Below are 14,679 nucleotides of genomic sequence, written 5' to 3'. Positions count from 1 at the left end.
CCTTTTCTGAAACTAGTATACCATAACTGAACATAAATAAAAACTACTGCCGTTAAGGCAATAGTTTTTACAAGATTAGTTAACTGCGACCACCTCAACCATATCTTTGCCAAGTAAGATTAAATACTTTTCAACTTGATCTATTTGGTAAGAACGAGACAAGGCTTCTGCATATAGAGATAATTGACCTCTATAACGTTCAATCAGTTGACTTGGATATTCATAATGATCTGTCTTGTAGTCAAAGAGAACAATTTTATCCTCATAAACTAGATAACCATCTAAAATCCCACGGACAACAAAGTCTTCCTGACTCTTAGTATCCCGTTTTAACATAGAGAAGGGTTGTTCTCGATAAAGTTTATCTTGATTTGCAAAAATCTCTTGACCAAGAGCTGTATCAAAGAAGGGCAAGATTTTTTCTAGATTAACTTTATCTTTAACAGCTGAAGTTGCCTGAACTTGCTCCAAGGCTTCTGCCAAGGTTTCCAAAGTAGGTTTCTTAGCGAGATTGATTCGTTGCATGAGTTCATGGGTAGCACTACCAATCTCAGCTCCAGTGACTTCTTCTGTCTTGGAGAAGTCTGGAAGTTCAAACTGAATCATAGTTTCTTTTGGTTTAGATTGACCAGCTACTACTACACCTTCCATATCCATGACTGGTTCATAAAACTTCTTAATCTGGCTTGGGGTCTGAACACTCGGAAGATTAATCGCTGCACGGTGGATTTCATTATACACTTCCACTTCTTTCAGCATTTCTAAAGCTTCCCTAATGGCATCAGACTGACGGTTGCTTGCCTGAGAAAGATCTTGGAGCTGGTTTTTAGTTTCCAATTCTCCGATAGCTTCCTTGGTTAGGTCTTCTTCACCTTCAAAGCGCACACTAAAGTGTAAGTCCTCTTTAGAAAAAGCTTGATAGATGGCCCAAATCCAATCCTGGAAATTTTGAGCGTCAAGTCTTGTTTCACGAGTCAAAAGACCTTGCCCATTTGTCGGGTATTCTTTAGACTCTAACTTTTCCCTCGATCCCTTTCCGACTAGATAAAGTTTTTTCTCAGCACGAGTCATTGCTACATACAGTAAACGCATTAACTCAGAATAGCTTGCTAATTGGAGCTCCTCCTCATTTTGACTATAAGTCAAGCTTGGAATGGATAACTTAATCGTAGATGGAAGATATTCCTCTTTTGCATTTGTAGCTACTCTAGCCACATACTTAAGGCCAAGGCCATTTTTACGACTTAGGATAACTTCAGACATGGAATCTTGCTTGTTAAATTGCTGATCAATATTGAGAATAAAGACATATGGGAACTCAAGCCCCTTACTCTTATGAATACTCATAAGCTCCACAGCATCCTTAGGTGGAGCAACAGTGACACTGGCAAGGTCGTGCTTGGCTTCCAAGACTTGATCAATCATAGTTATGAAACGTGATAAGCCTTTAAAATTACTCTTTTCAAACTGGTCAGCTCGTAGTGCAAGGGCATAGAGGTTGGCCTGTCTAGCCTGACCATTTGGTAAAGCACCAACATAATCATAGTAGAAACGTTCGCTATAGATTTTCCAAATAAGGTCATAAAGCGAATGCGTTTTTGAGAACAAACGCCAAGAATTAACAGTTTCCAAGAAAAGGTTAAGCTTTTTATGGAGTTCAGATTTTATTAAATCCTTATGGAGGCTAGTTTGTGCTTGAGCATTGACTAGTTTTTCATAAAAGTTCTCTTGAACCTTATCCTCAGAATTTTGAAGAGCTAGACGAGCTAATTCATCTTCATCAAAGCTAAACATAGGAGACTTCATGAGAGCTACTAAAGCGAAGTCTTGCAGAGGATTATGGATAACTCGAAGAGTGTCTAACATAACTTGGACTTCTAAAGATTGTAAATAGTTGCTTTGAGCACCATCTGTCTTGACTGGAATCCCATACTCAGACAAAGCAAGTAAAACCTGGTCATTCCGACTTCTGCTGGCAGTCAAGAGAGCAATGTCATTAAAAGGAACACCTTTATCATTATGAAGATGCAATATCTCCTTAATGACCATTCGCATTTCACCAGTCAGTTTGTTGGTCGAAAAATCTTCCTCTTCCTTAGAATCACCATCAACATCCTTATCATACAAAAGAACTTCTGCCTTGTTTTCTGGATCTGGGTGTAAATCAGTATTTCCGAAAATAAGTTGATGCATACCGTCATAAGATATCTCTCCAACTTCCTCATCCATGAGATGCTTAAAGACGTCATTGGTAGCATTTAGTACTTCAGAACTACTACGGAAGTTTTGCTTGAGCAGTATTAACTGAGCTTCTTCACTATCTTGAGCAAAACTATGGAATTTCTCATTGAAGATTTGGGGATCTGCCTGTCTAAAACGATAAATAGACTGCTTGATATCTCCCACCATAAAACGATTATAGCCGTTTGAGAGGAGTTCCAACATTCTTTCCTGGATATGGTTGGTATCTTGGTACTCATCGACCATAACTTCGTGGAAACGTTCCTGATACTCTTTCCGAACTTGAGGGAAGTTTTCCAATATCTCAATGGTATAGTGACTAATATCCGCAAATTCGAAGGCATTTTCTTCGCGTTTACGCTTTCGATAGGCGTCAACAAAATCACTCATAAAAACTTGAAAAGTCTTTGCTAAGTCCCAAGACTCTTGATGATATTTTTCCTGGAATTTCAATAAAGTAATTTGGTCATTTAATGCAATTAACTTTTCAAACTTATCTTTTCTCTCTTGGTTGTACGCTTCTTTCAGTTCTAGGAGTTCAGCCTTGCGACTAGAATTTGTGAGAGCACGGCCACCCTTATCCTTAGAAATACTCACAACTCGCTCTAGAACTTCTTGATATTGATTAAAAGTTGATTCGTTGGTTAAAGCTCCAATTTCATCAAGAACTTGTTGGACAGCTTCTAAGTAGGCTGCTTTTCCAAATTCCTTGGCATCATTCTCAAGATGGTAACGGAAAAAACTTTCCAAATCCCAGAGTCTTTGCTGAATGTCTTGAGCCAACTTCTCTTTAGAACTTGTAAAATCGGCCTTTTCGAATCCTTTTAAGAAAGATTCCTGTAGCCAAGCCTGAGGATTACTTGTAGATTGCAAAAAGTCATAAATCATATAGACCTGTTTACGCAGTCCACGTGCATCCTTACTTTTACCCGCAAAGTTCTTGACCAACTGACTAAACTGTTCTTGTTCCTTACCTTGGTAGTGACTTTCGAAAACTTGTCGAAACACATCATTCTTTAAGAGGAGTTGCTCACTTTCATTCTCAAGAATCCGAAAGTTTGGAGCGAGGTCAATCAGATAGCCATGTTTAGCTAGAAACTTCTGAGTAAAAGAGTCCATAGTTCCGATAGCAGCGTTTGGTAAATCAGCTAATTGTCTTCCAAGATGATTTTTTAGCTCAAAATCTTGAGTCTCTTGGATTTGTTGGCTGATTTTCTTTTCCAAGCGTTCTTTTAACTCGCTTGCTGCCTTCACCGTAAAGGTTGAGATAAAGAGTTGGCGAATTTCTACTCCACGCGCTAGTTGATCAAGAATTCGTTCAGCCATGACAAAGGTTTTTCCTGAGCCAGCTGATGCTGAGACCAGAATATTTTGACCAGAACTGTAAATAGCTTGAATTTGCTCAGCAGTCTTCTTGGGTTTCTTGTCAGAATGAGCTTCTTCTATTTGCAACTTTTCAATCTCTTCTTGGGATAAAAATTTCATCGCTCCAACTCCTCTCTAATTTTATTAAACCATGATTCCTTATCATTGCTCTTTGCGACCTTATCTAATAATCTAGCCTGACCTAAATGGTAATTAGCTTCAAAACCAGTTATCGACTGATATTGTTGGACATAAGGAGCAATACTTCTGCCGTCTTCTGTATAGGGATTGATAGCAAATCTACCAGATAAAATCTTCTCTGCAGCTTTCTTATAGATAAGGGCGTTATAGTCCAGCAATAACTGGAATTCCTCATCAGACAACTGATAGGTCTTGTTTTTATTATATAGTTCCCCAAGGTTCTTTATCTCTTTTTCAAGAAATAACCCTTGATACTTCATAGTCTTAGTTGTTTCTGCTAAAGCCTTTGAAAGAGTTTTAACAGTTTGTAAGGACTGAACTGGCTCAGCCATCTCTAAATACATGGCACCAAAGAAGTCTGTATTTCCTTCTTTTTTAAGTGCAGCCAGATAGGTCGGTAACTGTGAATTAAGGCCGTTATAAAAGAGAGGGAAGTTAAACTGAGTTAGAGAAGATTTGTAGTCTACAACACCAATCGCATCACTTGTCTTTAAGCGGTCGATACGGTCGACTTTACCACGGACATAGACATTTCTGCCGTTTTCTAACTGAACAAAAGCTTGTTCCTTACCACCAAAGACTGCTTCTTCCTGAATGGTTTCAATTTCAGAATTGTGACGAAGAATGTGCCCAGTTGCACGCGCTACATCCAAAAGAACTTCTTTGGTTAATTGGGCTTCCAAACTTTCTTGATAAATCGCTTGAAACTCACGTTCTTGACTGGTTTCAGAAATTGCTTGTTCTAAACGACGGTCAAAAGGTGTATCAACAGGAAGTTTCATAGCGCGTTCAAAAATACGATGCAAGAAATTCCCATGGCTTCGAGCATCAGGTCGTAGACGCAATTCTTCCTGTAAGCCTAAGACATATCGAAGGTAATAACTGTATTCGTTTCGATAAAACTCTGTCAATCCAGAAGTTGATAGATAGAAATCCTGACCTTGAGGATACAAGGCATCTAAAGTATCTGCTGCTAAAGTCTTACTTCGTGGACTTGTAGGCAGGACGGGATTATCAAGACCTTGATCTTCTAATTTTCTCCCCATAACACGAGCTAGAACCTTAATAAAGGTCAAATCTTGTTCACTTGTCTCCATATCACCTTGCTGGTGATAAGCAACAAGACTAGACAAAAGACTGTGATAAGAACCAATGTCATCTGTTGATAGACTGCTTCGATCAATTCTCTTTTCAATCTTGCTAAAACCAAAATCCTGCAATTCTTTCAGATAAACCGACTCTTTACTCTCGCTTTCATTGAGTAAACTTGGCGCTGATAAGACCAATTGCTTCTTAGCAGAGTTTGCCAAAGAAAGCATGGTATAGCGATTTTTCTTAAGATTTTCTTGGCTAGCAATCAGCAATTGAGAGCCATCTTCAGTACCTTGGTTTAAAACTTCTCTTTCTTCAGCACTCAAAAGACTGGTATTTTGGGTGATTTTAGGTAGATGATCCTGGGTTAAGCCAAGTGCATAGATGTAATCAGAAGTCAAAGGCGAAATCAAATCATAACTTTGCACCAGAACCGTATCTACCGTTGCTGGGATTGTACGATAATTGGACAAGGACATCCCTGAATGAAGAAGAGCCAAGAAATCATCTAAAGCGACCTGAGAACCTTCAAATACAGTAGCAAATTGCTCCATTACATGACAAAATGCTTTCCAAACCTCCTCTTGTCTTTCTTGCTCTGTCGCATCCATCGTTTCAGATAAGGATTGTAATTGCTTGGTAACAGATGCATCCTTCAAAAAGTTATTCCATTTTGTAAGGATATTTTCAGTCTTTTGCTTACGACTGGATAATAAAGCTTCTAGTGGATTTAGGACACGAACACGCAGCTCATTTAATTTTTCTAAATCAAATTTTCCATGATGATTTTTTGTAAATTCTTGTTTAAAGTTAGAAAGACCATCAATACCTAAATAGCGGATATATTGTTCAAAGCTATCGATTTCTTCTTGAGTAAGGTCGGTATATAAGCCAGTTCGCAAGAGATTAATCAAATCTTCTTGACGGAAATAGTACCGTTTGAGACGTCCAACAGATTCTACAAATTGAGTCAAAGGATGATGAGCCATAGACTCACTTCTCCCCAGATAGAAGGGAATCTGATATTGATTAAAAATTGTCTGCAAGGACAATTTATAAGACTCTACGTCTCCTAGTAAGATACGAAAATTCTTATAGCTAAGTTCTGGCTCTTGGTGCAATTTCTGGCGAATACTACGAGCAACGAGCTCCAGCTCTTCTTTCTGTGTTAGACAAGACCAGATTTGCAAGTCTTCTCTATCCTTAGCATCCACTTCTATACTGAGTTCAGAATAATCATAAGCACTTTCCAGTAATTTTGAGGCCTTGGCAAAAGCATCAAGATTTTTATGTTCTTGACATGCATCTTCTGCCTGGGTCTGATATTTAAAAGCTAAATGACGTAGAAATTCAACACTGGCTTGATAGAGGTTCCCTTCACTAAAAGAACTATTATAGGCTCTCTTAGACGCATATACACCAATGATAATTTCAACACCCTTACGATGAAGCAAATCCACTAGGTATTCCTCTTCTGCAGAAAATCGGGTAAAACCATCAATGACAAGGGCAATCTTACTAAAATCACTACTTACCTTGTTTTCTTCGATAGCATCAATCAGATAGGATAATGGACTCCCCTGTGAAACTTGACCTTGATTTAAATAAGCTGTTATCTTTTCAAAAATCAAGATTAAATCAGAGCGTTTATCAGCATCTGTCAAACTTTCCAAGTCCAAAAAATTCATATTTGCCGTTGTCATTTCATGATAAATCTCAATCAGTTGCTGGATGAATTGAGGATCTTGTTTAATAGCCCCGTAAACACGTAAATCCTTAGGGTCAATCTCGGACAGACATTTATAGAAAGCCATACCAAGACCGATATCATCGAGACTTGACCTCTCAGGAATATCATTTAAAACCAGATAGCGAGCCATTTGGGCGAAGCGCGTGACTGTGATAGCAAAAGAAGCCTGCTGGCTTAAACATTCCAGCACGGCACGTTCCTTTTCAAAAGAAAGAGAGTTAGGGGCGATATAAAAGACTCGTTTGCCTTGGGTAACTAGTCCTTGAGCCTCCTTGGTTAGGATTTCTGTCAAAGAAGTCCGAATATCGGTATAAAGTAGTTTCATCTCTGCCTCGTTTGTTTTTGTCATTACCTTTTATTATATCATTTTTTAAGTCAAAACAGATTGATATAAAGTCCTAATTTTAACCTGTCCCATATCAAAAAAGTCGGAATAAAATCCGACCTTTTATAGTTATTAAGTACCAGAAAACAAGAGTACCCATAATTCCCAAAATGCTAAAATGTTAATCATGATATGGAGCAAAATGGGATAATAGAGAGAATGAGTTTTTCGGTAGAGGAATGCTACAATCGCTCCTCCGCTTGCATAGGTGAAAAAGGCAAGTGGTGTTATACCATCAGAAACATGCACATAGCCAAAGACACAGGCTGATAGTAAAACATCTCCATACCAAGGTGAATCTTTCAAAAATGTATTCATCAGAACTCCTCGATAAACCAATTCTTCTGTAATTGGTCCTAGCAGACAAGTAATAAGCAATAAATATAGTAACTCTTGTCGCCCTGTCATCTCAACTAATTCATTTAAAGCCATTTGATTGGACGTTGCTGGGGTTAAAAAGGAAAACACAATACCTGAAAGATGATTGACTCCATAAGCAAGAAGCAAATAAACTGGATATCTCCATTTCCACTTCAACTCAAAAGTTCTTCTACCTTCGAATACTAGTAAATAAAGAATAGCTAGAAAAGTAACGCTAAACTCTAAAAAAGAAAGAATTTGAAAAAATTCTCTACTAGCAGGTACAAGCCTACCTGCAAAATGATTAAAAATCCACCAAAATCATGTCTTTCTATAAATAATTACTAACAAGGCTAGTAAAATCTGTACTGTTCTTTTTTTCATGCCAAGTCCTCTGATTTTTTATCCATTATCAGCATAAATATTAAATATATTACTAATTTAGTATATCATATTTTCGTTATCGATCTACTAAAAACCTAAATAGAAATGGTATTTCACTTAGCTTTAGACTCATTTGCCTCAAAATATGCTATAATATAAGCAAAACACGAAAAAGGGAAATGCTATGATTAAACTACTTGCTCTGGATATGGATGGTACTCTTCTCAACGAAGCAAAGGAAATCCCTCAAGCTCATATTGACGCCATTCATAAGGCTATCGAAAAAGGTGTTAAACTGGTTCTATGTACTGGACGACCTCTCTTTGGAGTTCTTCCCTACTACAAGAAACTCGGTCTTGATTTGCAAAATGAATACGTTATTGTCAATAATGGTTGTTCTACCCACCAAACCAGCGACTGGAGCCTTATCGACTGGCGGGAACTTAGCAAATCTGACATCGAATACCTCAATGACCTTGCTGAAAAGAGTGAAGTCCAGTTGACTCTCTTTGATGAAGAGCACTATTTCGTTCTCGGAGGCAAACCAAATCCTATCGTTCAATATGATGCCACACTTGTCTTTGCTGACCTGACTGAAATCTCACTGGAAGAAGCTACTAGTGGTAAATATCGTATGTTCCAGGGAATGTTTTTAGGAACAAAAGAACAGACAGATGACTTTGAACAACAATTTGCTGATGAACTTTGTCAGAGATTTAGCGGTGTTCGTTCTCAACCTGTTATCTATGAGGCAATGCCACTCGGTACAACCAAGGCTTCTGCTCTATCTCGTTTGGCTGAGATTTTAGATATCCAACCTTCTGAAATCATGGCTATGGGTGATGCCAATAACGACATTGAGATGTTAGAGTTTGCTGGGCTGGGGATCGCCATGGGAAATGCCAGCGACCACGTCAAATCTCTCGCTGATGCCGTAACTGCTAGCAATGAAGAAGATGGTGTTGCACACGCTATTGAGAAATATATTTTGTAGATATATAAAAAGCAACTAACAGATAACTCTGCTAATTGCTTTTTATTTTTAGAATATTGCTGTCAATGCGGTAATAAGTCCAAAAACGATACCTGGTGCATTAGCTGCTGCCAAAGGGATATCTCGTTCTTTTTTAAAGAGACCGTAGTAAACCCAAAGACTGCAGTTAAGTGCAGCTACTGCTGGTTGGATAAAATTCCCTTTTTGACCAGCAAGGTTATTCATAATTTGAGGAATATAAGAGACATACATCATTACAGACATAAAGGTTGCAATCCAACCTAAAGTTTTCATTTGTTTTTCAGTCATTTTTTCTCCTTTCAAAAACAGTCTCAATTATACACTATTTTTTTAGATAGTGAAGTTTAAAAACCTATTTGTTAAAAACTTGTAAACTATCACAATCTTGTGATAAGGGAATCTTATTCATTTAGATAACTTACTTCTTCTCAATCGGTGCAACACTGGCCAAAAGTTTTTTGAGACCGACTTCTGGGAAGTTGATTTTTAATTCCTGTGTTGATCCACTACCTGATACTTCAAGGACAGTTCCTTCACCCCATTTTTTATGAAGGGCAATATCACCGATAGACCAGCTAGTTTCACTGGAAGCTGATTTAGAACCAGCCGCAAATTGTCCAAATGGTAAACCACTTGATTGGATCGATGTAGGCGCAGTATTCCGTTTTCGTTCTTGAAGAGCCTGTGCCAGACTCATTCCTTGACCAAATGTAGTGTTTCCACTTGTGTAAGAAGCTTTAAAACTTGTATTAGCTGGACGAGCCAAACCTTGATAGGTCAACAGATCTGAACTAATCTCGTTGATAAAACGGGTCGGACGATTGTAACTTGTACGTCCGAAAAGTAAGCGAGAGTTTGCGTTGGTCAGATAGAGAATCTTCTCAGCGCGCGTGATACCTACATAGGCCAAACGACGTTCTTCTTCCAATTCATCAGGATCTTCAGAGGCACGACTAAGAGGAAAGACATTCTCCTCCATACCGATAATAAAGACAACTGGAAACTCGAGTCCTTTGGCAGCGTGTAAGGTCATTAAGGTTACTTCTGACGTCTCCTGACTGCCTGAGTCCGTATCTGCAATTAAGGCAAGATCATTCAAGAAACGACTGAGTTTATCCAATCCAGTCTCCTCTTCTTGGCTTTCAGGATTGTCATCAAAGTTTTTGGTAACAGATAAGAATTCCTCAATATTTTCAACCCGAGCTTTACTCTCCAATGTTGCTTGTGCATTTAGAATATCGACGTAACCTGTTTTTGCAAGGACAGCCTCAACCAACTCTGTAATGGTTAATTGGTCCAGTTTCTCCCTCAAATCCAGAATCATATTGGCAAAGTCCCAGATCGACTGGGCTGCCTTACCCTTAATTCCTGATAACATGATATTGGCTGAAGCATCCAGCATGGACATTTCTTGCAAATTAGCAAAGTCGCGAATCTTCTCAACAGTTCCTGGTCCAATACCACGCTTTGGTTCATTGATGATACGCTCAAAACTGATATTATCACTTAGGTTGGCAATGAGATTGAGGTAAGCAATGATATCACGGATTTCTTTTCGGCTGTAGAACTTGGTACCACCAACCATAGTATAAGGAATATTAGACTTGAGCAGGGCCTCCTCAATAGTACGTGATTGAGCATTGGTACGGTAAAGGACTGCAAAGTCTTTGTGTAGGAAGTTTTGGCTTCGACCAAGTTCATCGATGGTTTTGGCTACAAAGACAGCCTCGTCTTGTTCGTCATTAGCACGATAGTAGACAATCTGTTCCCCATCCGCATTTTGAGTCCATAGATTCTTTGAACGGCGATTTTTATTGTTTTTGATGACATCATTAGCTGCTTGGAGGATGGTTTTGGTTGAGCGGTAATTTTCCTCCAACAAAACAACCTTGGCTTGAGGATAATCCTTCTCAAAGTCCAAGATATTCTGCATATCAGCACCACGCCAACCATAGATAGACTGGTCTGCATCCCCAACTACACAGATATTTTGAAAGCGTGAAGCCAGGAGTTTAACTAATTGATACTGGGCATGGTTGGTATCTTGATACTCATCAACGTGGATGTACTGGAACTTCTGCTGATAATAAGTCAAAACATCAGGATTTTGGTCAAAGAGACGCAAGGTCAACATGATTAAGTCATCAAAGTCCACCGACTCTGACTGGCGAAGTTCTTTCTGATAGGCCGTATAACACTTAGCTACAATTTGCGTATACATATCTCCTGCCTGGGCAGCGTAAGCCACATCATCAATCAGATCATTCTTAGCATTGGAGATAGTTCCCAAAATGGTTCGTTCATTCCACTTTTTAGGATCCAAGTTCAACTGCTTGAGAATACGTTTCATCAGTGTTCGCTGCTCACCTGGATCGATAATGGTAAAGTTACGATTGTAACCAATATGATCCGCATCACGACGTAAGATACGAACGCACATAGAGTGAAAGGTCGCTATCAAACAGTTCTGTGTAGCTGGATTGAGCCCATAGGCACGTTCTTTCATTTCACGAGCAGCCTTATTGGTAAAGGTAATGGCTAAAATATTCCAGGGATTAACCATCTTTTCATCAATTAAGTAGGCAATACGATGGGTCAAAACTCGTGTTTTACCAGAACCAGCCCCCGCCATGATCAGCAGTGGACCTTCTGTTGTTTGGACCGCTTCTGCCTGTCGGTTATTCATACCGTTTAATAAAGGGTTCATTTTCTCTTCCTATTCCTATTCTTCAAATCAATGTTTCTATTATATCAAAAAAGAATGAAAATAACTCTATCTGAGACAAGCTTCCTTTTTCCTAAAAAAAGAACACTAGCAAGTGTTCTTTTTATTTTAATCATGAATAGATTTTAAAAGTGTCAATAGCGCCTTTGCTGAGCGACGTCCAGCCTCTACGATAAATTCATCAAATGAAATAGAAGCTTCGTGGTTAGCATTATCACTCATGGCACGGACAACTAAGAAAGGTAGATTAAGCGCGTGAGCTGCTTGAGCGATAGCCGCTCCTTCCATCTCAACCGCAAGCACCTGAGGAAAATGTTCTTTTATAGCTTTAATCTTATCGTCACCCGCAATAAAACTATCACCGGTCGCAATCAAACCTAGATGCCAATTTTGGTCTAGTTTAGACAAGCTTTCTTGAATCAAGCTAACTAACTTTTTATCTGTTTCAAAGTAGAGTGGTTGTTGGGCCATTTGACCGTATTCATAACCAAAAGCAGTCACATCAACATCATGATAAGCTAGCTTATCAGCAATCACTACATCTCCAACTTCGATTCCTCCTGCTAAAGCACCAGCTGAACCAGTGTTGATAACAGCATCTACTTTAAAGTGGTTAGCTAAGATTGCTACACTCATAGCAGACATAACTTTACCAATTCCACTCTCGACCAAGACAAGCTCGACTGAACCAATTTTACCCGTATGATACTTATTTCCTAATACCGTCTCTTCTTGAGCGTTTTCTAAATGTTGAATCAGATAAACTAGCTCTTCTGGCATAGCTGCTATAATTCCAATTTTCATGACATTCCCCTTAAATAAATCTCATTGCTAAAACTAGCAAAATCAAGAGAAGAATAACAGCAAATAGAATCTTATTCAGTTTTGAGTTAAAAACATTTCTCTTAGTATTTTCAATTCGACGACTTTTATGGATTTGTGGTTCAACATCAATCGTTAGGGTATCTTGACTAAAACCATGGTCACTTGAACGTGAAGCTCTATAATGTTGAGATGAAGTCGATAATATCTTTGTTTCTTGATCATCTACTAAAGTAGAGCCAGAGATATCTTCACCACGATTTGCACGCTCGATTATTTCGTCTGTTAATAAAGGTTTTCCCATAGGTTCCTCCCCTATTTTTCTTGTAATTCCCAGTACTGGATAGCCATAATAGTCTTGGCATCACAGATATCACCAGACTGGATCAGTTGTTTAGCTTCTTCAAGACTAACTTCAAGTAATTCTAAAGTTTCATCTTCATCCTGCGGACGTGGATTCTTAACCTTCGTCAAATCACTTGCCAAATAAAGTTTTAATCGCTCATTACAGAAACCAATAGCAGAATAGAAATCGTACAAAAGAGTCAGCTTTCCAGTGTAGGCAGCTTCTTCTTCCAATTCGCGAAGAGCTGCCGCTTCAGGATCAGCGTTTTCTCCAATTTCTAGTTTTCCTGCAGGAATTTCAACAGAAACTTTCTCAATCGCCTTGCGATATTGCTTGACTAGAACAATCTTATTTTCTGGAGTAACTGCAAGAACACATACTGCACCATTATGGAAAATCAAATCACGTTGAGCTGTCCCTTTTCCATTAGGAAGTTCAACCTGGTCTTGTACCAATTGGAAAATAGGACCTTTATAGATTTCTCTACGGCTGAGTGTTTTCTCTTCAAATTCCATGGTTAGCTCCTATTTGTTTTTAGGATGGTGAGGGAGATGAGTTGCATATTCGTCTTTGTTAACTTGGCGGCCACGACCGATGGCAATAGCATCAGCAGGCACGTCTTTAGTAATGGTTGAACCTGCGCCAACAAGAGAGTTGTCTCCTAGTTCAACAGGAGCAATGATGGTTGAATTAGAACCAACAAAGACATTGTTGCCGATGACTGTCTTGAATTTATTTTTCCCATCATAGTTCACTGTTATAGTACCAGCACCAAAGTTGACGTCACTGCCAACTTCACAGTTACCAATGTATGTCAAATGGCCAGCTTTTGTATTTTCTCCAATGCTAGAACCTTTCACCTCAACAAAGTTTCCAATATGAACATCTTTTGCCAGGCTAGAACCTGGACGAATATGAGCGTAAGGTCCGACTGTAACACCATCAGCAACTGTGCTCTCCTCAATCATAGAGTTGGTAATCACTGCACCTGAACCGATAGTACTATCGACAATATAAGTTCCATTCGTCAAAATAGTCTCAGCACCAATCTTGCTAGAACCTTTGAGGGTTACATTAGCTTCAATTTGTACATCTGGAGCAATTTCAACATCAATATCAATATAAGTCGCTTCTGGATTTACAAAACTAACGCCATTAATCATGTGAGCTTGGTTAATACGACGACGCATAACAGCTTCGGCTGTAGAAAGTGCTACACGGTCATTGACTCCGAGACTTTCATCAAAGTCTTTAAGAGTGTAGGCTCCGACTTTTTCACCAGCTTCACGGAAAATACCAATCACGTCTGTAATATAGTATTCGCCTTGAGCGTTATTGGTATTGATGTTTTTAAGAGCTTCAAAGAGACGAGCATTATCAAAAACATAAGTTCCTGTATTAATTTCTTTGATTTGCTTTTCAAAATCAGTCGCATCTTTTTGTTCAACAATTCTTAGTACTTCAGCATTATCATTGCGAACAATACGTCCATAACCAAATGGATCTTCAGCTTCTGCGGTAAGGATAGTGGCTACGTTCTTGTGATTCACATGAAAATCAATCAAGTTCTTTAAACTCTCACCAGTGATTAGCGGTGTGTCGCCAGCAATAACCAATGTTTGTCCAGAAAGACCCTCAAGAATTGGTTCGGCCATCATAACCGCATGACCAGTACCTAATTGTTCGGACTGTCTCACAAAATCAGTCTGTCCTGCTAAAACTTGCTCTACAAGTTCAGCCTTATGCCCGATTACAGTAACTGTTTTTTCAGGATTAATTGCGCCCACGCTACGAAAAACATGCTCAAGCATTGAAATTCCCGCAACCTTGTGCATAACTTTAGGTAGATCTGATTTCATACGGGTACCTTTACCCGCTGCTAAAATAATTGCATAATTTGCCATATTTTTCTCTTTTCTATAGAAATTCTTTATTATTATACCACAATTTACTTCACGATACACAAATTTGTTGACCTCAACATAACGCTAAT

General features: G+C 38.8%; 9 protein-coding genes and 1 pseudogene. 1 reads left to right on the top strand and 9 read right to left on the bottom strand.

The window, feature by feature from the left end; translation table 11 throughout:
* Positions 1–75: 75 nt before the first annotated feature.
* The 3 genes and pseudogenes from addA to KBU52_RS02190 form a co-directional block, all read right to left on the bottom strand.
* On the bottom strand, positions 76–3,726 hold the full coding sequence (addA, locus tag KBU52_RS02200) for a helicase-exonuclease AddAB subunit AddA (protein ID WP_254724172.1): 3,651 nt from the start codon (positions 3,724–3,726) through the stop codon (positions 76–78).
* Positions 3,723–6,974: an ATP-dependent nuclease subunit B gene (gene rexB / locus KBU52_RS02195; RefSeq protein WP_254724603.1), complete on the bottom strand. Its 3,252-nt coding sequence runs from the start codon at positions 6,972–6,974 to the stop codon at positions 3,723–3,725. The genes addA and rexB overlap by 4 nt, the downstream gene beginning before the upstream one ends.
* 132 nt (positions 6,975–7,106) lie before the next feature.
* Positions 7,107–7,778, bottom strand: a pseudogene (locus tag KBU52_RS02190) (lysostaphin resistance A-like protein).
* A gap of 184 nt (positions 7,779–7,962) precedes the next feature.
* Here KBU52_RS02190 and KBU52_RS02185 point away from each other — a divergent pair.
* Positions 7,963–8,772 carry a Cof-type HAD-IIB family hydrolase gene (locus KBU52_RS02185; RefSeq protein WP_254724171.1) on the top strand — a complete coding sequence of 270 codons (810 nt, stop codon included), beginning with the start codon at positions 7,963–7,965 and terminating at the stop codon, positions 8,770–8,772.
* Between the two features lie 48 nt (positions 8,773–8,820).
* On the opposite strand, the gene KBU52_RS02180 is transcribed toward KBU52_RS02185, so the two are convergent.
* From KBU52_RS02180 to glmU, 6 genes are all read right to left on the bottom strand, one after another.
* Complete coding sequence (locus KBU52_RS02180) at positions 8,821–9,081, bottom strand: SWEET family sugar transporter (protein ID WP_250307240.1); 261 nt, start codon at positions 9,079–9,081, stop codon at positions 8,821–8,823.
* A 130-nt stretch (positions 9,082–9,211) separates the two neighbouring features.
* Complete coding sequence (gene pcrA, locus KBU52_RS02175; RefSeq protein ID WP_254724170.1) at positions 9,212–11,500, bottom strand: DNA helicase PcrA; 2,289 nt, start codon at positions 11,498–11,500, stop codon at positions 9,212–9,214.
* 126 nt (positions 11,501–11,626) lie between these two features.
* Positions 11,627–12,322: a 5'-methylthioadenosine/adenosylhomocysteine nucleosidase gene (locus tag KBU52_RS02170; RefSeq protein ID WP_254724169.1), complete on the bottom strand. Its 696-nt coding sequence runs from the start codon at positions 12,320–12,322 to the stop codon at positions 11,627–11,629.
* A gap of 10 nt (positions 12,323–12,332) precedes the next feature.
* The gene (macP, locus tag KBU52_RS02165; protein WP_036757475.1) at positions 12,333–12,644 is read right to left on the bottom strand and encodes a cell wall synthase accessory phosphoprotein MacP; all 312 of its coding nucleotides are present in this window, start codon (positions 12,642–12,644) and stop codon (positions 12,333–12,335) included.
* Between the two features lie 11 nt (positions 12,645–12,655).
* The gene (locus KBU52_RS02160; RefSeq protein ID WP_254724168.1) at positions 12,656–13,201 is read right to left on the bottom strand and encodes an NUDIX hydrolase; all 546 of its coding nucleotides are present in this window, start codon (positions 13,199–13,201) and stop codon (positions 12,656–12,658) included.
* A 9-nt stretch (positions 13,202–13,210) separates the two neighbouring features.
* A complete protein-coding gene (gene glmU, locus KBU52_RS02155; RefSeq protein WP_254724167.1) occupies positions 13,211–14,590 on the bottom strand; it encodes a bifunctional UDP-N-acetylglucosamine diphosphorylase/glucosamine-1-phosphate N-acetyltransferase GlmU in 1,380 nt (459 codons plus the stop codon).
* Between the last annotated feature and the right edge of the window lie 89 nt (positions 14,591–14,679).

The organism is Streptococcus sp. 9.1(2021) (assembly GCF_030466425.1).
In the GTDB taxonomy this organism is placed as follows: domain Bacteria; phylum Bacillota; class Bacilli; order Lactobacillales; family Streptococcaceae; genus Streptococcus; species Streptococcus wuxiensis.
The sequence above is the reverse complement of the archived record's forward strand: the minus strand, read 5'-3'. Positions and strand labels throughout refer to the sequence as shown.

Excerpts from the sequence above, each read along its gene's own strand:
- pcrA (WP_254724170.1), bottom strand. The coding sequence starts at position 11,500 with ATGAACCCTTTATTAAACGGTATGAATAACCGACAGGCAGAAGCGGTC.
- macP (WP_036757475.1), bottom strand. The coding sequence starts at position 12,644 with ATGGGAAAACCTTTATTAACAGACGAAATAATCGAGCGTGCAAATCGT.
- KBU52_RS02170 (WP_254724169.1), bottom strand. The coding sequence starts at position 12,322 with ATGAAAATTGGAATTATAGCAGCTATGCCAGAAGAGCTAGTTTATCTG.
- rexB (WP_254724603.1), bottom strand. The coding sequence starts at position 6,974 with ATGAAACTACTTTATACCGATATTCGGACTTCTTTGACAGAAATCCTA.
- KBU52_RS02185 (WP_254724171.1), top strand. The coding sequence starts at position 7,963 with ATGATTAAACTACTTGCTCTGGATATGGATGGTACTCTTCTCAACGAA.
- addA (WP_254724172.1), bottom strand. The coding sequence starts at position 3,726 with ATGAAATTTTTATCCCAAGAAGAGATTGAAAAGTTGCAAATAGAAGAA.
- KBU52_RS02160 (WP_254724168.1), bottom strand. The coding sequence starts at position 13,201 with ATGGAATTTGAAGAGAAAACACTCAGCCGTAGAGAAATCTATAAAGGT.
- glmU (WP_254724167.1), bottom strand. The coding sequence starts at position 14,590 with ATGGCAAATTATGCAATTATTTTAGCAGCGGGTAAAGGTACCCGTATG.
- KBU52_RS02180 (WP_250307240.1), bottom strand. The coding sequence starts at position 9,081 with ATGACTGAAAAACAAATGAAAACTTTAGGTTGGATTGCAACCTTTATG.